12 protein-coding genes are annotated in these 19,357 nt (G+C 33.1%); 8 read left to right on the forward strand and 4 right to left on the reverse strand.

Annotated features, from left to right (window positions below; genetic code table 11):
• Positions 1-84 precede the first annotated feature (84 nt).
• The 3 genes from gyrB to ACY2LT_RS01655 are packed head-to-tail and all read right to left on the reverse strand — an operon-like array spanning position 85 to position 2,941.
• Entirely contained in the window at positions 85-2,151 is a 2,067-nt protein-coding gene (gene gyrB / locus ACY2LT_RS01645) for a DNA topoisomerase (ATP-hydrolyzing) subunit B (RefSeq protein WP_491815920.1), read from the reverse strand.
• Between the two features lie 44 nt (positions 2,152-2,195).
• The gene (locus ACY2LT_RS01650) at positions 2,196-2,486 is read right to left on the reverse strand and encodes a DciA family protein (protein ID WP_491815921.1); all 291 of its coding nucleotides are present in this window, start codon (positions 2,484-2,486) and stop codon (positions 2,196-2,198) included.
• The gene (locus ACY2LT_RS01655) at positions 2,486-2,941 is read right to left on the reverse strand and encodes a PTS sugar transporter subunit IIA (RefSeq protein WP_491815922.1); all 456 of its coding nucleotides are present in this window, start codon (positions 2,939-2,941) and stop codon (positions 2,486-2,488) included. The genes ACY2LT_RS01650 and ACY2LT_RS01655 overlap by 1 nt, the downstream gene beginning before the upstream one ends.
• A gap of 111 nt (positions 2,942-3,052) precedes the next feature.
• Between ACY2LT_RS01655 and ACY2LT_RS01660 the strand changes: the two genes are divergently transcribed.
• Genes ACY2LT_RS01660 through ACY2LT_RS01670 form a run of 3 tightly spaced genes read left to right on the forward strand, consistent with a single transcriptional unit; the run spans position 3,053 to position 7,415 of the window.
• A complete protein-coding gene (locus ACY2LT_RS01660; protein WP_491815923.1) occupies positions 3,053-4,042 on the forward strand; it encodes a chorismate synthase in 990 nt (329 codons plus the stop codon).
• Positions 4,043-4,065: 23 nt separating this feature from the next.
• On the forward strand, positions 4,066-5,919 hold the full coding sequence (locus tag ACY2LT_RS01665; protein ID WP_491815924.1) for a hypothetical protein: 1,854 nt from the start codon (positions 4,066-4,068) through the stop codon (positions 5,917-5,919).
• Between the two features lie 20 nt (positions 5,920-5,939).
• Positions 5,940-7,415 carry a sodium:solute symporter family protein gene (locus tag ACY2LT_RS01670; RefSeq protein ID WP_491815925.1) on the forward strand — a complete coding sequence of 492 codons (1,476 nt, stop codon included), beginning with the start codon at positions 5,940-5,942 and terminating at the stop codon, positions 7,413-7,415.
• Positions 7,416-7,510: 95 nt separating this feature from the next.
• On the opposite strand, the gene secA is transcribed toward ACY2LT_RS01670, so the two are convergent.
• Positions 7,511-10,618 carry a preprotein translocase subunit SecA gene (secA, locus tag ACY2LT_RS01675; RefSeq protein ID WP_491815926.1) on the reverse strand — a complete coding sequence of 1,036 codons (3,108 nt, stop codon included), beginning with the start codon at positions 10,616-10,618 and terminating at the stop codon, positions 7,511-7,513.
• A 198-nt stretch (positions 10,619-10,816) separates the two neighbouring features.
• Here secA and ACY2LT_RS01680 point away from each other — a divergent pair, with 198 nt between their 5' ends.
• From ACY2LT_RS01680 to pepF, 5 genes are all read left to right on the forward strand, one after another.
• Positions 10,817-13,327 carry a glycosyltransferase gene (locus tag ACY2LT_RS01680; protein ID WP_491815927.1) on the forward strand — a complete coding sequence of 837 codons (2,511 nt, stop codon included), beginning with the start codon at positions 10,817-10,819 and terminating at the stop codon, positions 13,325-13,327.
• Positions 13,328-13,339: 12 nt separating this feature from the next.
• Positions 13,340-14,389 carry a S66 peptidase family protein gene (locus ACY2LT_RS01685; RefSeq protein WP_491815928.1) on the forward strand — a complete coding sequence of 350 codons (1,050 nt, stop codon included), beginning with the start codon at positions 13,340-13,342 and terminating at the stop codon, positions 14,387-14,389.
• A gap of 85 nt (positions 14,390-14,474) precedes the next feature.
• A complete protein-coding gene (locus ACY2LT_RS01690; protein WP_491815929.1) occupies positions 14,475-16,247 on the forward strand; it encodes an ATP-binding response regulator in 1,773 nt (590 codons plus the stop codon).
• Positions 16,240-17,364 carry a PAS domain-containing sensor histidine kinase gene (locus tag ACY2LT_RS01695; protein WP_491815930.1) on the forward strand — a complete coding sequence of 375 codons (1,125 nt, stop codon included), beginning with the start codon at positions 16,240-16,242 and terminating at the stop codon, positions 17,362-17,364. The genes ACY2LT_RS01690 and ACY2LT_RS01695 overlap by 8 nt, the downstream gene beginning before the upstream one ends.
• 65 nt (positions 17,365-17,429) lie before the next feature.
• Entirely contained in the window at positions 17,430-19,289 is a 1,860-nt protein-coding gene (pepF, locus tag ACY2LT_RS01700) for an oligoendopeptidase F (RefSeq protein ID WP_491815931.1), read from the forward strand.
• Positions 19,290-19,357: the final 68 nt, after the last annotated feature.

Genomic DNA, 19,357 nt, shown 5'->3' on the forward strand with positions numbered 1-19,357 from the left:
TTTATAATAAAGTAGCAAAGTAAATTTAAAAAGGGCTGTCAAAAATAGACAGCCCTTTTAGGTAATGAAAGTAATAATAATCAACTAAATATCTAAATTTTTCACATATTGAGCATTTCGTTCAATAAACTCTCTGCGAGGTTCTACTTTATCGCCCATAAGTGTTTGGAATATAATTGCTGCTTTTTCTGCATCTTCAATATTTACACGTAATAAAGTTCGTTTTTCTGGGTTCATTGTTGTTTCCCATAACTGTTCAGGGTTCATTTCTCCAAGCCCTTTAAAACGCGATACTACAATTCCGCCTTTTAATTTTACTTCTTCATTTCCATCGTTTATTTCTTCTTGCTCTTCATTAGATTGTATTTTTGCATTCGGACTATCTTTCATTAATCTTTGTATAATACTATCTCTTTCTTCTTCATTATTTGCGTAATATTCAAGTTTTCCTTTTTTTATCTTGTAAAGTGGTGGTTGAGCAATGTAAAGCATTCCTTTGTTTATTAAGTCTCGCATATATGTGAAAAAGAAAGTAAGCAATAGCGTTCTTATGTGTGAACCGTCCACATCAGCATCAGCCATAAGTATTATTTTTCCATATCGAGCTTTTGAAACATCAAAATCTTTTTCTTTACCATTTCCGTTACCATTTGAGCTACCGTTTTCCTCACTGTTTGGTTTGTGAGAAAACCCAGCACCAATTGCGGCGATAATGGTTTTAATTTCATCGTTTTCTAATATTTTATGTGGCGTAGCTTTAATAACATTCAATATTTTACCCTTCAGAGGAAGAATTGCCTGAAAGCGTCTATCTCTTCCTTGTTTTGCAGAACCACCAGCGGAATCTCCTTCGACTATGAACAATTCTGTGTCTTCGGGAGAATTGAGAGAGCAATCTGCAAGTTTACCAGGTAAAGTTGAATTTTCAAGTGAATTTTTCCTTCTAACAAGTTCACGTGATTTACGGGCTGCAATGCGAGCTTCAGCAGCCGAATTAGCTTTTTCAATGATTTTTTTTGCTTCGGAAGGATTAGAATCTAAATACTCTGCTAATTTTTCATTTACAATTGACCTCACAATACCTTCTACTTCTGCATTTCCCAATTTTGTTTTAGTTTGCCCTTCAAACATCGGGTTAGATACTTTGACAGATACAATAGCAGTTAGACCTTCACGAAAATCTTCACCTGTAATTTCAAATTTATTTAACTTGTTGTTTTTTGCATAGTCATTAAGCGTACGAGTGAGGGCAGAACGAAAACCGCTAACGTGTGTTCCGCCTTCTATTGTATGAATATTATTTACATAGCTCAATAAAGTTTCGCTATAAGAAGTGTTGTACTGGAAGCAAATTTCAACTTCAATATTTGGATTATCATTTTTCCCATAAATATATACGTGCTTTGATATTGGAGTATTCGAACTATCAATGTAGCTGACAAAATCTTTCAATCCACCTTTGTATAGGTATTCTTCTTTTATTTCCTCTCTTTCGTCAATAATAGTAATTTTTACTTCCGGATTTAAAAATGCGAGTTCACGAAGTCTGTCTGCAACTCGTTCGTATTTGAAAGTAACAGTTTGAAAAATCGATGGATCTGGATAAAACTGAATTGTTGTTCCGGTTGAAACTGTTTCACCAATTATTTCAACATTTGTAACCGGAATACCTTTTTCATATATTTGTTGGAAAATTTTACCTTCTCTTTTAACTGTTGCTATCAGTTTAGTTGATAATGCATTTACGCAAGATACACCAACACCGTGCAATCCACCTGATACTTTATAGGTATTATTATCAAACTTACCTCCTGCGTGCAAAGTACACATTACAAGTTCTAATGTGGAAATGTTTTTTTCTGGGTGAATACCAGTAGGAATGCCTCGACCATCGTCTTCAACTGAACAAGAACCGTCTGAATGAAGGGTAACAATGATGTTTGTGCAAAAGCCAGCCAGAGCTTCGTCAATTGAATTATCGACTACTTCATTGATTAAATGATGCAAGCCTCTTTCACTTATATCGCCTATATACATCGCGGGGCGTTGTCGAACAGCTTCTAATCCTTCGAGAACCCTAATGCTTTCTTCAGTATATTGAGAGTTTGAATTTTTACTTTCTAATCCGAGTTCCTGGAAATCGTTTGCCATATTTCCTCTATTTCACAATAATTTATTTACAAAAATACGAAAAATTAACGAATCTTAATAGATTTAATAATGTTTTTTCCGCAAAATGAATTGAGCTTGTCTATAAGTTGCTCTTTACGAATAAGAATTTCAGTTCGCCACGTGGACGAATCAGCTTTCAATTGTAACACACCATCTTTAAGCTTTTGAGGTTCGATATGTTCAGCGAAGGTATCACCTACAATTTTTATCCATTCTTCTTTTATTTTGGCAAATGCAATTCCTTCGCCCCAATCGTTTAATTCGATTAATTGATTAATGATTTCCTTTAATGAATGGATGTTGTTAGAACTCATTACTCATCAACGCTTTCGAAAAGATTAATGATTTCATCCGGAGTTTTGCTCTTCAGGATTTTTTCTCTAAATTCATCATTATTTAAAAATCTCGAAATTTTGCTTAATAATCTCAAATGCATACCAATATTATTATCTTTTCCTAAAAGAAGAAAGCAGAGATTGACGGGTTCTCCATCAAGTGAATGAAAATCAACTGGGGTTTTTAGTGTAGCCATTGCAGCAACTGGTCCATCTATATATTCAGTTTTAGCGTGAGGCAGGCAGATATTTTTACCTATTCCCGTAGACATTATTTTTTCGCGTTCCATTATGCTTTTAAGCACAGCATTTCTATTTGATATTTTCCCTGAATTCATTGCCAAATCTGTGATTTTTTCAAGTAGATCTTGTTTGTCTTTTGCTTCAAGACCAACCTGAATACAACTCTTCGACAGCACTTCATTGATTTTCATTTCACACCTCAATAGTGAGTTTTTGAATATACAAAAATCTGAATTTAATTTTGATTATCAAAAAAAATGTTACTATGTTTGTTAAATTTTTTTCAACATTTAATCCTTGTAATGAATACGTTTGGACGCATATTCAAGGTATCGGTTTATGGCGAAAGTCACGGCTCTCATATTGGAATTACAATTGATGGAGTTCCAGCAGGTATCGCACTTAGTCCTGAAGACTTCTCAATTGAGATAAGCCGAAGAAAAAGCGGTTCTTTTGCTACAACACCAAGGATAGAAAGCGATATCCCAATTATTACTTCCGGTGTATTTAATGGTAATACTACGGGAACACCTTTGAATATTATTTTTGAAAATAAAAACAAAGATTCATTAAAATATTCTAGTGAACTTTATAAAAAACCAAGACCGGGACATACTGATTTTGTTTCTTTGCACAAATATTTTGGATTTGCAGATTATCGTGGAAGTGGTCATTTTTCAGGCAGGCTTACTGTGGCTCTTGTTGCTGCAGGTGTGGTTGCAAGAAAAATTTTCCCTTGCAGTATTGATACAAAAATAGTTGAAATTGGTGGTAAACAAGACTATCAAGATTTGATTAATAAAGTAGTTGAAGAAGGCGATTCATTAGGAGGCGTTCTCGAAACGGTTATCACTGGTGTTCCTATTGGGCTGGGAGAACCATTTTTTGATAGTGTTGAATCCTTAATTGGTCACATTATCTTTTCTATTCCCGGAGCCAAAGCTATTGAATTTGGTGCCGGATTTAATTCCTCAAAAATGTTGGGTTCTGAATATGCTGATTCAATAATAAACTCTGATGGAATTACTGAGACTAACAATTGTGGTGGAATAATCGGTGGAATTACGAATGGCAATAGTATTATTTTCCGAACAGCATTTCATCCACCTGTCAGTATAAGAAAAAAAATGCAAACATTTGATTTTGAAAAGAATACGATAGATGAAATTCAAACTACTGGCAGCCACGATAGTTGTTATGTTTTACGTGTTCCGCCAATAATTGATGCTTGCGTATCTATTGTTTTAGCTGATTTGTTTTTAATTAGACAAAGTCAAATTTTGCAGAAATAATTTTTTAATATTATCTTACAATTATGAAATATTGTGTATATATATTTATTCTGCTAACAATTCTTGTTTTTCAAAAATCATACTCTCAATTTATTAATAAATGGGAAAAACCAGAAAATCTATCTGTGCTCAATACAAGTAAAGATGAGTTTGCTCCTTTTTTCGATAATAAATCTTCGATTTTATATTACAATTCCACCATTAGTGGTGTGTCGCAACTCTATTGGATGCAAACAAACGATAGTTTTGATTTCGGAAAACCTATTCTTCACAAAAGTAAACTAAATAATCCTAAAGAAAATCGTTCTTATTTCTTTTTTTGTGAGGATGGTACAATTTATTTATCAAAGTTTCGCCTTACCTCAAAATTTCCAGTTCTTAATCTTGCTGTTTCTGAAATATATAGAAATAATTATTCTGAACCTACATTTATAAAACAACTTCAATGTGATTGTTTTGTTTCTCATCCTACTTTATCAAAAGATGGAAGAACTCTTATTTTTGCTTCAAATTGGAATAACAAAACAAACTTAGACCTTTTTATTTCATACAAAAATAATGATGGAGTATGGAGCGAACCAATAGAACTATCTGAAATAAATTCTGATGGTAATGAAATCACCCCTTTTTTGTATAATGATAGTCTTCTGTTTTTTGCTTCTGACGGGTTGTATGGCATCGGTAGTTATGACATATATTATAGCGAATTTATCGATGGCACTTGGCAAAAACCTGTTCCATTGAATGATATTAACACTGAATTTGATGAAAGCGACTTTATTATGCTCGAAAATGGATTTGCTTTCTTTGCTTCCAACAGACCATTTGGTACCGGAGGATTAGATTTATATTTGCTGAGACCTAAAATTAACCAAATTGAAGAAAGAAAAAATCCTTTGTTGATTGTTAAATATAGTCCATTAGAGATAAAAGCGAAAAGGATAGTTTCATATTTTTCTCTCGATTTGTCTGTGCCACTTGCATACTCAGGCGATTATTTTAATTTTGATTTAAATATGAAATGTATTGATAATGAAATCGAGTTTGATTATACAAAGTATTCGCCTATTAACTATATATTTCAAATTGCTTTTCTTTATTCCAAATATCATAACGATACACTCCGTGTTCTTGTTTCTAAAAACTTCCCTTTAGTGAAATTCCAAGATGATTTAATTGATTTTGGTAGTAAAGTAAGGGTCGATAAAAATAGGTTTATTATCATTCCAGATAGTAGCCTTTGCGAAAATTGTTTCAAAATTGATTTCAAAGAGAAAATTACTTTGCGAAATACTACTGTTCAAACTGAAGTTCCAAAATTGTACTTCGAATTTGAAACAGAAAATATTCCATTAGACAATGAATTATTAGTTTTTCTCAATAATTCGCATAATTATATTAAAAATACAAAACTTAGCTCGCATAAATTTTCATCTGAAATAGATATTACAGAATGTTTGGAAAATTGTAAATTTGACGAAGCTCTTGATTTTAGTTTTTCCACAGTTATTGATAATGATACTATCCCATTATCAAATTTAAGTGTTCCTATCTTGTCGAGTGTTACTAAAACTCCAATTATGAAAAGAAAAAATGATAAAATATATTTCTATTATTTATTGAGAATTTCTGATAATTATGATGAATTTGTTAATTCTAACTATAACGAGATAAATATGATTAAACAAAATTATCATATAGCAAGTTCCATTGATGTTTTTATTGATAAATTACGATATGAAAAAATTAGAAAAATGATAAATGAGAGAAATTTGTTTCCAAACAAAACAAATTTTATACAAACTGAGGAATATCGAGATGATTTTTTATTCGAGTTTCCAAATCATTTGTGGATAAGAGTTCCATTAAATAATTAATAAACTTTTCAGGAGTTTTTATGAATTGGTATGTTATTATAATTTTGTTGTATTTAATTGCTTTAACGGTTTACAATTTTTCGCAATCCAAAAAAGTTAAAAGTAAAGATGATATGATGGTGGCTGGACGCAGTTTAGGTGTAACAAAAATGGTTTTTACTTTGGTATGCACTTGGATTGGTTCGGGCACATTTATTGCAGGGGCTGAGTTTGCATATCGCGCGGGTTGGAGTTCGCTTTGGATGCCGGCCGGTGCGTGGGCTGGAATTGCAATTATTTACTTTTTGGCTGCCAAAATTAGAACTTTCGGACAATACACTATCGGTGATATTTTAGAAGAAAGATATGGTAAGTTTGCCCGCCTTTTCGGTGCTATCGCATTGATTATTGCCTTCACAACAATTGTATCATATCAATTCCGGGCTGGTGGTTATATATTAAACGTCATTACTGATGGTGCGATATCTGTCGAAGCTGGACAAGCAATTGCAGCAGGGTTTGTTATACTATTTACAGCTTTGGGTGGTATGATTGCTGTTGCTCATACAGACTTACCTAATGGAATAATTATTGTTTTGGCGTGCATTGTTAGTGTGCCATTTGTAGTTGCTGCTTCTGGAGGATTGTCTGCACCAGCAGAATTATTGCCGCAATCTCATTTTGAAATTTTTTCTTCTGAATTTGGACGTTTCCCTGCTTTGAAAGGTTTTTCATACTTCTTAGCGACAATGTTTTTGCTTCTCGGTGTCCAAAGTATGTATCAAAAGTTTTACAGTGCTAAAACTCCTGCTGATGCAAAAAAAGCAGTGTCTTTATGGATTGTTGGAACGATTATAGTCGAAACAGTAGTAGTTGTCATTGCTATATACGCATCATCATATTTCTGGGGAAAAAGTGATTTTGACCCTGCTTCTATTGTTCTTCAAGCTGCAAAATTTTTAACTCCGGCTCCTGTTGGTTTGTTGTTGCTTGCTGCAGCCGTAGTAGTTGTGATTTCCACTGGGATGAATTATTTATTAAGTCCTTCCACTAATATTATTCGTGATATTTATCAGAGATTTATTAACCCTAATGCTGAGGACAAAAAAATTGTTGCATTGCAAAAGATATTTATTGTGATAATCGGCTTTATAGCATTTTTAATGATATTTATTCCTACATATTATAAAATGAATTTGTCTGTACTGAAATATGCATATTTTGCCTACACAGTATACGGTGTTGCAATTACTCCTTCTCTAATTGCGGCATTAAGCTGGAAACGTGCTACAAAAGCTGGCGGAGTTGCAAGTATTATCTCTGGAACTCTCTCAGTGATTATTTTGGATATTATTATTCCTGCGCTCTTTCCGTCTATTATGTATGATGGTGATCCTTGGGGTATTCCGAGTATTTATCCATCAATCATTATTTCTGTCGGCACTCTGTTTATTGTAAGTTTATTAACTCCAAAACCTTCACCTGAGCAACTCGCAAAACTTTTCCCTGAAAAGTAATATTATTTGGGTTGAATATAAAAAAGAAAGAGGCTGAGAATAAATCTCAGCCTCTTTTATCATAACACTAATTAATCAGCACGATTTAGTTTATATTATTTTTCAGCAAATTCGTTTGCACCGTGGCATTTTTTATACTTTTTGCCACTCCCACAAGGACAAGGGTCATTTCTACCTACTTTAACTTGGGTATTACGAATTGTCTTTGTTGTGGTTGCTTCTGGTGCTTGTTGTGCTTGTGGAGCACCCATAATAAATGATGGAACTGTTGATGAATGTTCATACTGAACATTTCTTTGTGAATAAGTGCTATTTCTATATGTTGGAGCGGATTTGCGTCTATCTTCTTCATTGGAACGAACAATTTGAGGAAAATATCTAAATGCAAATTGAATAAATGATTTATTAATATCTTTTACTAATTCCAAAAACATATCGTGTGCTTCTTGCTTATATTCAAGTAATGGATCTTTCTGACCATAAGAACGCAGATGAATACCTTCTTTTAAATCATCCATACTTCTTAAATGCTCACGCCATTTTTCGTCAATTGTTTGTAATATAGCAACTTGCTCTAATCGTGCCATAAATTCACTGCTAAGCATTTCTTCCTTCTTTTGGTAAAATTCCAATGCAATAGATTTCGCACGTCGAACAAACTCATCAAGCTTCATTTTTTCAAATTCTTCCTCACTCATTGGAATATCGCATAGGAGAGTTGTGCGTAAAGAATTGCGTAATCCTTTAACATCCTTGTTTGGATAATGAGTTTCATACAATTCTATTAAATAATCTTCAACATACTCAAAAATTTCGCCTTTTAAGCGATCTCCTCTGAGTGCTGCTCGTCTTCTCGAATATATTACTTCTCTTTGATGATTCATTACATCATCATATTCAATTAATCGTTTTCTAATAGCAAAGTTATTTTCTTCAACCTTTTTCTGAGCGTTTTCAACTGCCTTTGTAATCATTGGGTGCTGAATAGGTTCGCCTTCGGGTATTTTGATTTTCGACATTACATTAGCAATTCTATCGCTCTGGAATAATCTCATCAGATTGTCTTCGAGAGAAATAAAGAATTGAGAGCTTCCTGGGTCTCCTTGACGTCCGGCGCGTCCTCTTAACTGCCTATCGATACGTCGAGCATCGTGCCGTTCTGAACCAATAATAGCCAAGCCGCCATTTTTCTTTACATCGTGGTCAAGCTTAATATCTGTTCCACGACCTGCCATATTAGTTGCAATTGTTACAGAACCTTTTCTTCCTGCTAATGCAACAATCTCGGCTTCGCGTGCGTGATGCTTAGCATTCAATACATTATGTTTGATTCCTTGACGGGTGAACATCTTAGACAATATTTCAGATACTTCAACGGATGTTGTTCCGACAAGCACTGCTCTACCTTCCTGAAGAATCTTTTTAGTTTCTTCTAAAATAGCATTATACTTTTCGCGTTTTGTTCTATAAACTAAATCATCGTGGTCAATTCGAATTACTGGCTTATTCGTTGGAATAACGACAACTTCAAGATTGTATATTTTTTCAAATTCTGCTGCTTCAGTTTCAGCTGTTCCTGTCATACCAGCTAATTTTTTATAAAGTCTGAAATAATTCTGAAGCGTGATAGTTGCAAGCGTTTGAGTGTCCCTTTCAACTTTTACTCTTTCTTTTGCTTCTATTGCTTGATGAAGTCCGTCTGAATAACGACGTCCTTCGAGAATTCTACCCGTAAACTCATCTACAATCAATACTTTGCCGTCCTGAACTACATACTCTATGTCTTTTTCATATAATGAATAAGCCCTTAGCAACTGAGAAATCGTATGAATTCTATCACTTCTTTCAGCAAAAAGATAATATACTTGGTCGATTTTTTGCTGTTTTTCCTCTGGGGTAAGTGTTTCATTTCCTTCGATTGCGCTTAGCTCAGCAGCAATATCTGGAATTACAAACATATCAGGATCTTCTTGACTTTGGCAAAGCAGTTGTCGTCCTTTTTCAGTAATATCTATTTGATGATTTTTTTCATCAATGGTATAATACAGTTCTTCGTCAATTTCAGGCATTCTGGCGCCTTTATCGCGCAGGAAAAAAAGCTCGGTTTCCTGACGTAGTTTTAAATTTTCTGCATCTTGCATCAATTTTAATAATTTTTTGTGCTTTGGCAGTCCGCGATGAGCGCGGAATAGTAGAACGCCGGCGGCATCTCGATCTTCTTTTTTTCCTGTTGCAAGTAGTCGTTCAGCTTCTGCTACAATCTCATTAACTAATTTGTTTTGTGCTTCAACCAGCCTTTTCACTCTTGGGTTCATTTCTTCGAATTTTTGGTCGGCAGAGGGAACAGGTCCTGAAATTATCAGAGGTGTTCTTGCTTCGTCTATCAAAACAGAATCGACCTCATCAACAATTGCATACCAGTGTGGTCTCTGAACAATGTGCTCAGAATCGACCACCATATTATCACGCAAATAATCAAAACCAAATTCATTATTTGTGCCATAAGTAATATCGCAATTGTATATTCTTTTTCTTTCAGAAGGTTCCATATTTGATTGAATTGCATCAACCGTAAGCCCTAAAAATTCATATACAGGTCTCATCCATTCACAGTCACGTTTGGCGAGATAATCATTGACTGTAACAAGATGGGCACCTTTTCCAGCAAGCGCATTTAAATAAAGTGGCATTATTGCTACAAGTGTTTTCCCTTCGCCTGTTGCCATCTCTGAAATTTTTCCCTGATGAAGCACTATTCCACCGATTAGCTGGACATCATAAGGAACCATATCCCAGATATAGTGTTGCCCGGCGTATGTATATGCAAATCTTTGGTCAGCAAGACGCTTGCAAGCTTGCTTTACTACTGCATAGGCTTGTGGCAATAACTCATCTAATTTATCTTCAATTCTTTCAAAAATTTCTCTGTCGAGCTTTCTAATTTTGTCATTAATTTCAATCACCTCATCAGCTGTAAGTTCAGATGATTTTAGCTGATTTTCGAGTTCCATCTTCTGATTTTCTAAATCTGAAACAGCGGACTTAATGATTTCTTTAAATTCTAAGGTTTTAGCTTTAATTTGTTCATCAGTTAAACTGTTGAATTCATCAAAATATCGATTAATTTCTTTGACAATCGGCATTATTTCTTTAATGTCTTTGTCGCTCTTACTTCCAAATATTTTTTTGAGTACGCTAAGCATTTTCTTTAATTCCAAAAATATACAACTTATTTAAAACGAATAATAGAACAATATCATTTAATATATGAAACAAAAATAACAGTTTTTGAATTAAATACTATTATAATGTTTGAAAAAAATAATAAAAGTATTATTTTACTTGTAACTTTCGGCATAATTATTGCATATTTGAATAATTAATAAGTGTTTGAGGTTCAAATGAATAATGCTTTAAATAGGCTTCAGTTCGATAACGATCTACCTTATGGTTTTTCAAACAAAAAAGCTACAGGCAAAATGCCCAATCCATTACCAGAAAAAGTATTTTTGAATTTAGGTTGCGGCAAGGATATTAGGAATGGCTTCATAAATATAGATTTATTCAGCGACGACCCGAGTGTTGTCTATGGTGATGTCAGAAAGCTTGAATTACCTGATAATTCAGCCGATTTAATATTGGCTAGTGATATTTTAGAACATTTTTCTCACCGCGAAACACAGAATATTTTAAATGAATGGGCAAGAGTGTTAAAGCCAGGTGGTGAATTAATTATTCGTTGTCCATCTCTAAGGTTGCAAGTTAATGCCTATGTTAATGGTGTTTGGAATGCTGATGTTGCGTCGTATATGATTTTTGGCGGGCAAACTAATCCCGGAGATTATCACTGTGTTGCTTTCGATGAGCAATCAATAAAAGACAAGTTACATAAAGCTGGACTAATTGTTACAGAATTTTACGAAGAGGATACTCCTCAGGACAGAGGCTTTATTAATTTAAATATGACTGTTCGAGCTATTAAGAAAAAAATAGAACAGGAATTATTTGAAAGCTCTTCAGTTCCAGAGATTATTGCCCAAGAACAAAATAATGAGAATGTTCAAAGAGAAGATTTTTTTGATATTGACGATTTGATGAATTTGTCAAATGATTTCTCTTCGCTTGAAAATCAAACACAAAATATTCAGTTTGATGATTCTAAGAGCATTACACCAAATGAACCTCAATTAAACATAGTTTGGGAAGGTTCCCAATTTGTATATCATTCGCTTGCTTTGATTAATCGGGAACATTGCTTAAATATTCTTGAAACTGAAGCAGCAAACCTTACGATTATTCCTTACGAACCAGATGCTTTTTCTCCGGACTTGTTCCCAAAATATAAGAAATTGAAAGAAAATGATATTCGATATAAACAAGATGTTCCTGAGGAAATTTCTCGCCTACCATACGTCTGGATTCGTCATCAATGGCCACCAAAAGCCGATCCTCCAAAAGGAGCCAAATGGATCATTATGCAACCTTGGGAATATACTGTGCATCTTGTCGAATTTGTTGAAATTTTCAAACAGGCTGCAGAAATTTGGACACCTTCTAATTTCTCTCGTCAGAGCTTTATCAATTCAGGTATCGATTTTGATAAAGTGCAAGTTATCCCAAATGGTATTGATCCAAAACTATTTAAACCATATGGTGAAAAATATCCACTTAATACCAACAAAAGAATGAAATTCCTTTATCTTGGTGGCACAATTTATAGAAAAGGATTTGATATATTATTGTCGGCATATATGCAGACTTTTTCCGCAAGTGATGACGTTTGCTTGGTTGTGAAAGATATGGGAGGCGATAGTTTCTACCGAGGTCAAACTGCTAAAGATATGATTTTAAGAGCAAAACAGAACCCAAATGCACCTGAGATTATCTACATTGACGATTCAATGAGTGAGGAAGAAATTGCGTCTCTTTATCGTGCCTGTGATGTTTTTGTTAGCCCATATCGTGGTGAAGGTTTTTCACTTCCTACTCTTGAAGCTATGGCGTGCGGTTTGCCGGTTGTGGTTACCAGAGGAGGAGCAACCGATGATTTTACTGATGAAAAATGTGCCTGGTACTTATCTGCTGAAAAGATAAATATCGGGAAAACGCTTGACGGTAAATTATTTACAAATGAAGCCTATTTGCTTGAACCTGACCGAGACCATCTATGTGCAACTTTAAAATATATTTTTGCTAATCCAACAGAAGTATATTCTGCTGGATTAATTGCCTCTGCAAAGGCGAGAAAATTCTGGACTTGGCGTAATTCCACTATTAGACTTCTATCAAGAATAGATTATTTGCAGGGAACAAATTTAGCTCAGGTTGCTGAGAAAAAATTGCCAGTTTTTGCTGATGACTATATTATTTTAGGTCTTGCAGAAAATGAATTCATTTCTGGTAATTACGAAAACGCTATTGGGCTATTCACTTCATTAATAGAGGAGAATTCTATTCTTGATGAATTTAGCAAACTCCATATTTTAAATCGAATGGCACAATATTACTTATCTAATAATAATTTCGAAGAAGTTGAGAAAATAATCAATGCAATCAAACTAAGCTTGCGTCCCAATTTAGATACTGATTATATCTATGCTAAACTATTAAAAGTAAAAGGCAGTAATGATGAAGCGTTTGAATTGCTGACTAAAATTTTTGACAGATGGACAGAAGAAAAATTCAACTGCACACTTGGAGAAAAACTTGATGATATATTAACTTTTTGTGGTGAAATGTCTCTGGAAGAAGACGATTTAGAAGGGGCTCATCAATATTTTTCTGCTGCATTGAAATTAAATCCTGAGAATTCTCGTGCTTGTATTGGGGCTGGTAAGTGTTTTGAGAGAATTGGGCAATACGATTCTGCAAAAACTATGTATGAATGGGCAAAAAAACTGGATAAAAATTAAAAAGATTAAAATATGGAACGTCGAGAATTCGTTAAATCAATGAGTAGTATTGGAGTATTTGCATTAGTTAATAGCGACTATAATATTGCTCTTCAACGTATTTCAGATTTTCCTTTAATTAAGCCAAAGTGCCTTAAAGCAGGGGATAAGGTGGCTATTGTTGCTCCTGCTACAAATGTAGCAGACCCAGATGATTTAAGAAAAGCCAGGGAAGTTTGCAACCATTATAAATTGCAACCTGTTTTTAGTAACTTATTGTTTGAAGGTTCTGGATATAGAACAAAATCGAGAATAGAAAGAGCAAATGAACTTAATAAGTTTTTCGAAGATAAAAATATTAACGCTATCTTTTGTATTCGTGGTGGATATGGTTCTTCTGAAATTTTAGATTTATTAGATTACGAACTAATTAGAGATAATCCAAAAGTTTTTACGGGCTACAGCGACATTACTGCAATTCACATTGCAATACAAAAATATTCACGGTTAGTTACTTTTCACTCTCCTGTTTTACTTTCTTCTTTTACAGAATTTTCAGCCAATTCTTTCGAAAAAACAATTTTTTACAAAGAGCCAATTGGAGTTTTAAAAAATCCCAATCAAAAAAGTGGTATCCGTGAACAATTTCCTGTTAGAACAATTAAAAGTGGAACAGCCAAAGGAAAATTAACAGGTGGAAATTTATCTATTATCTCATCCTTGATGGGCACTCCATTTGAGATAGATACACAGGATAAAATTCTGTTTCTTGAAGATGTTGCAGAAGAACCATTCAGAATTGATAGAATGTTAAATCAGTTACGACTTGCTGGTAAATTTGAGAAAGCAAAAGGAATTGTTTTTGGATTTTGCAATGATTGCACAATAAAAACTTCGCCACCAACTTGGGATTTACAACTTGGTGATGTTTTAGATAAATATTTTTCCTCTCTTCCTATCCCTTCTTTTTATGGGTTAATGTTTGGTCATACCAATGAACAATTAACTTTACCATATTCAATTGAGGCAATACTTGATGCTGATGCAGGGACATTGTTAATTAATGAAGCGGCTACAATTTAACTACCTGAAACCTAACAATTAGTTTATCAAAAATTAACACTTCAAAAGTAATTTTGAAAATTGTTAGGATTGATTGTAGTGATTTATGAAAATTAAAATGTCTCTTTTTGGTAAAATGATACTTTTAAGTGGGTTCATTGAAATAATAATGTTGCTTATTGTTATTTTCTCAATGTATGCTCTCTATCTGAATGAACGCAATTATAGATACTTGCTCTTGGAATCGCTGATTATTGAATCCAGCAATAAAAGACTTGAACTTTTGGTCAGAAGAGACACGAATTTCAAATCTATCTTTACTAACAACAAAGCTATTGTTTTAAACAATCTTCTCAAATATTATGAAGTTTCGCAAAAAATCCCTGCTAACAATGATAAAATCATTTTAGATAGTTTAAAAAATTTATACAGTAATTATTTCAAAAAATATACTGTTTTGCTTGAAAAATTTGGATTAGATGAAAATACAGGTATTGAAGGGGAATTTCGCGGCAAAATTCATCAAATCGAGAGCTTTCTAAAATCTATAAATAACTATTACTTGCTGGCTCTTACACTGGAAGCTCGCCGTAGAGAAAAAGATTATATGATGAGAAAGCGAGACGAGTATGTTAATAAAGTCCATTCTACAGTTGATAAAATAAAGAATGATTTGAAATTTCTGAACCTTTCTGAAAGCGAAAAAATAAAAATGAGAACATTAATTGACAATTATCTGATTGCTTTTAATGATTTTGTAAGAATATCGAAAGAGATTAAAGATTATGAAAACAAAATGAATGAAATTGAATATCAAATGAAAAGAATTATCAATGTTCAAGTTGAAAAATCAAAGGAAGAAGCAGAAAGTTATCATTCTTTTATTGTTCCATTTTTTGTTGTATCAATCATTTTCAGTTTGGTGATGTCAATCTTGATTTCCAGAAGCATTACCAATCCAATTGTCAGATTAAAACACGCAACCATAAAACTTGCGAGCGGTGATTATCGCATCAAAGTTAAAGTAGAATCAGATGATGAAATCGGCGATCTTGCAAATTTCTTCAACAAAATGGTTGATAATATTTCTACTGCAAATGAAACAATTATTGAGCAACAAAAAATTCTTCATCAGCAAAATATTGAACTCAAAGAAAGTAACATTACAAAAGATAAATTCTTTTCTATTATAGCACACGATTTAAAAAATCCTGTTAGTGCCTTTATGGGTGTATCCAATTTTCTTTCGCAAACGTTCCATGAACTATCAAACGAAGAACTCAAAGAATTTTTAGATGATGTTAATAATTCTGCTAAACAATTATACGAACTTCTTGAAAATTTGCTAATGTGGTCTCGTTGTGAACGTGGGCTTATTCAGTACCAACCAGCAGTCTATGAATTACGACAATTTATTACAAGCAATATAAATTTGCTAAAAATCAATGCGGATAATAAAAATATTTCGATCAATTATGACATGGACAAAGAATATAAAGTTTATACCGATGCTAATATGTTGAATACAATAATACGAAATCTATGCACTAATGCTATCAAATTTACACACGAGGGAGGTACAATTAATATTATTTGCCGTGAAGATGATAATAATTTCTGCCGCATTAGCGTTTCTGACAATGGTGTCGGCATTCCCAAAGAAAATCTCGAAAAATTATTTAGCCTGCAAAACAGTGTTTCCACAACAGGTACGAAACAAGAAAGTGGAACAGGATTAGGCCTTATTCTGTGCCGCGAATTTGTAGAAAAACATAATGGTCGGATATGGGTAGAAAGCACTGTAAATGTGGGCACAACTTTTCATTTTACTATTCCATTAGGTACTGGTATTTCTGCTTCAGGAGAACAAAATGGTTGAAAACCAAATACTTGCATCAATAAATTTTGATGATTTTAAAGATTTTATTTTTCATAATTCTACTGATATTTTTTGGATTTTGGACGAGAATTTTCAAACTACATTTATTAGCAACTCGATTGAAAATTTTACCGGTTATTCAGTTGGTGAGTATGTAAATCTATCATTGGAACAAAAATTTTCTGAAAGTTCTGTCATTAAATTGCTTGAACTGTTTGATAGTTTCAAATATGTAGATGATTTTAAGAATATTATTTTAGAGTATAGAACGAAAAGTGAATTTATTAAACATGCTAATGTAAGCGGAATTGTTGTCAAAGATGATTATGGAAGAGTGAAAAGCGTTTATGGGATTAGCGTTGATTTGGAAGAGAAAATACTTCTTGAAAAAAATTTAATAATTGAAAAACAAAAAAATGAAGAAGCACAAAAATTTAAATCAATTATTTTGGATTTGATTGGTCACGAATTCCGGACTCCATTAATAGGGATTTTAGGATTTATAAAAATATTGATGAATAATACAAAAAATGAGGAAGAAAAAGAAATACTGAATTATATCTATCATTCATCTCAAAGATTGAATTCTTCTCTCAATTCGGTTATTACTCTTGCAGCTATTGAAAGCGGACAAATAGAAATCAATTTCAAAAGCATTGATTTGATGGAATTGATATATAACATTTATAATTCTTTCGAACCAATTGTTAAAGAAAAGAACATTACTTTTGACATTAATTTGAAGAACTATTCATCCAAAATTGTGTTTGATGAAAATTGCCTCTATCTTATTTTATCAAACTTAATTGATAATGCCATTAAGTTTACCGAAAAAGGCAGAGTTTTCCTAGATTGTGGAATAATAACAAAAGAGAATGGAGAAAAAATGTTAAATATTACAATTCAAGATACAGGCATTGGAATGGATTCGAGTAAATTTGATGTTATTTTTGAGCCATTCAGACAAATTAGTGAAGGTCATAAAAGAATATATGAAGGTTTGGGTTTGGGGCTCACAGTAACAAGGAAATTAGTCGAAAAATTCAATGGTTCAATTCAAGTAGAGAGCAAATTAAATGAAGGTTCTATCTTCACAGTCTTTCTACCTCTGGCATAATTCATTTTATAAAAAATATAACTTTTATTAATTTACCAATTATTTTTTCATCAAATGGAGAAATTATGAGGAAAATTATTTTTTTTATTATCGCACTAACTTTGGGAATTAATATGTCTGCTCAAACATTACCAACACGAGAAGAAATCCCTGACAAATACAAATGGGATTTAACTCATATCTATAAAACAGACGCAGATTGGGAAAAGGATTATCAGACATTGACAAAAGACATCTCAATGATTTCAAAGCATAAAGGAAAAGTAACAAAATCTGCAAAAAACTTATTAGATGCTTTCAATGATTATTATTCATTAGAAAAAAGACTAATGAAACTATATTTTTATAGTTCGATGGCAAGAGACCTGGATATTACAGACGGTAAATATCAAACAATGTATCAAAAAACACAGGAATTGTATAGCAATTTTGCTGCTGCTTCGTCATTTTTGATGCCAGAAGTTATGGAAGCCAACGAAGAGACAATCAGACAATACATAAAACAAGAAAAAGGTTTGCAAAATTATTCCCAAACGCTCGATAATATGCTTAGAATGAAGAAACACACTTTATCCGCAAAAGAAGAAGAACTCTTGGCAAAATTATCTCCAGTAATGAGTATTCCAAGTGAAACTTATGGAATTTTGAATGATGCTGAATTACCCTTTCCTTCCGTGAAAGATTCAAAAGGTAACGATATTCAAATCTCTCACGGTAGATTTCGTTCTGCTTTGTATTCCAATGATAGAGACTATCGTAAACGCATTTATAAAGCATATTATGAGCCTTATCGTCAGTTAATAGGTACTTTTGCTTCATTATACAATGGTCGTCTGAAAACAAGAAAAATTAACGCTGAGATTAGAAACTTCTCTTCACCGCTTGAAGCTGCATTGTACGATGATAATGTGCCGGTTGCTGTTTATGAAAATCTGATTAAAGCAACTCACGATAATATTAAGCTCTTGCACCGTTGGGGTGAAATCAAGAAAAAGGTGATGAAAATTGATGAACTTCATCCATATGATACCTATGCATCTTTATTCCCATCATTGACAAAAGAATATTCTTTTGATGAAGCGAAAGAACTTGTTTTGAAAGCTCTTGCTCCACTTGGAGAAGAATACCAGAAAGTTCTCAAAATGAGTTTCGATAATCGATGGATTGATGTTTATGAAACGAAAGGCAAAAGAAGTGGAGCGTATTCAAATGGTTGTGGATGCGGGGTTCATCCTTATATTTTACTTAACTGGAATAATACATTAGATGATGTGTTTACCTTAGCACACGAGTTAGGCCATAATATGCATTCGTATTTTACAGAACTCAAACAACCATATCATTATGCAAATTATTCAATTTTTGTTGCAGAAGTTGCATCGACTACTAATGAAGCACTTTTGCTTGATTATCTGTTAGAAAATGCTAAATCGAAAGAAGAGAAAGCTGCACTTATTGAGAAGTTCTTACTTAATATTCAACAAACGTTTTTTAGACAAACTCAATTTGCTGAATTTGAAAAAATAACTCACGAAAGAGCTCTCAAAGGTGAAATAATGACTGCTGATGAGCTATCGAAAGTATTTGGAGACTTATATCAGCAATACTGGGGACCTTTAATGGTAACAGACGAAGAAGAATATATTTCCTGGGCAAGAATTCACCATTTGACCAAATATAATTTCTATGTTTTTCAATATGCAACTGGATTTGCTGCCGCCCAGGCTTTTGCTGAAAATATTAAAAAGCAAGGGAAACCTGCGATTGATAAATATCTCGAATTCCTCTCTTCCGGAAGTTCAATTTATGGAATTGAAGTTCTGAAACGTGCCGGTGTTGATATGACAACTCCTGAACCTGTAAACAAAACATTGGAAAAAATGAAAAAATACTTAGATGAACTTGAAAAACTTCTCAATAGTTAAAAGCATTATTCTATAATTTTTGAAGACAGGTTGTTGCTCGACCTGTCTTTTTTTATATTTATTGATAA

The organism is Eximiradius proteiniborus (genome assembly GCF_058546985.1).

Excerpts from the sequence above, each read along its gene's own strand:
- gyrB (WP_491815920.1), bottom strand. The coding sequence starts at position 2,151 with ATGGCAAACGATTTCCAGGAACTCGGATTAGAAAGTAAAAATTCAAAC.
- ACY2LT_RS01650 (WP_491815921.1), bottom strand. The coding sequence starts at position 2,486 with ATGAGTTCTAACAACATCCATTCATTAAAGGAAATCATTAATCAATTA.
- ACY2LT_RS01655 (WP_491815922.1), bottom strand. The coding sequence starts at position 2,941 with ATGAAAATCAATGAAGTGCTGTCGAAGAGTTGTATTCAGGTTGGTCTT.
- ACY2LT_RS01660 (WP_491815923.1), top strand. The coding sequence starts at position 3,053 with ATGAATACGTTTGGACGCATATTCAAGGTATCGGTTTATGGCGAAAGT.
- ACY2LT_RS01665 (WP_491815924.1), top strand. The coding sequence starts at position 4,066 with ATGAAATATTGTGTATATATATTTATTCTGCTAACAATTCTTGTTTTT.
- ACY2LT_RS01670 (WP_491815925.1), top strand. The coding sequence starts at position 5,940 with ATGAATTGGTATGTTATTATAATTTTGTTGTATTTAATTGCTTTAACG.
- secA (WP_491815926.1), bottom strand. The coding sequence starts at position 10,618 with ATGCTTAGCGTACTCAAAAAAATATTTGGAAGTAAGAGCGACAAAGAC.
- ACY2LT_RS01680 (WP_491815927.1), top strand. The coding sequence starts at position 10,817 with ATGAATAATGCTTTAAATAGGCTTCAGTTCGATAACGATCTACCTTAT.
- ACY2LT_RS01685 (WP_491815928.1), top strand. The coding sequence starts at position 13,340 with ATGGAACGTCGAGAATTCGTTAAATCAATGAGTAGTATTGGAGTATTT.
- ACY2LT_RS01690 (WP_491815929.1), top strand. The coding sequence starts at position 14,475 with ATGAAAATTAAAATGTCTCTTTTTGGTAAAATGATACTTTTAAGTGGG.
- ACY2LT_RS01695 (WP_491815930.1), top strand. The coding sequence starts at position 16,240 with ATGGTTGAAAACCAAATACTTGCATCAATAAATTTTGATGATTTTAAA.
- pepF (WP_491815931.1), top strand. The coding sequence starts at position 17,430 with ATGAGGAAAATTATTTTTTTTATTATCGCACTAACTTTGGGAATTAAT.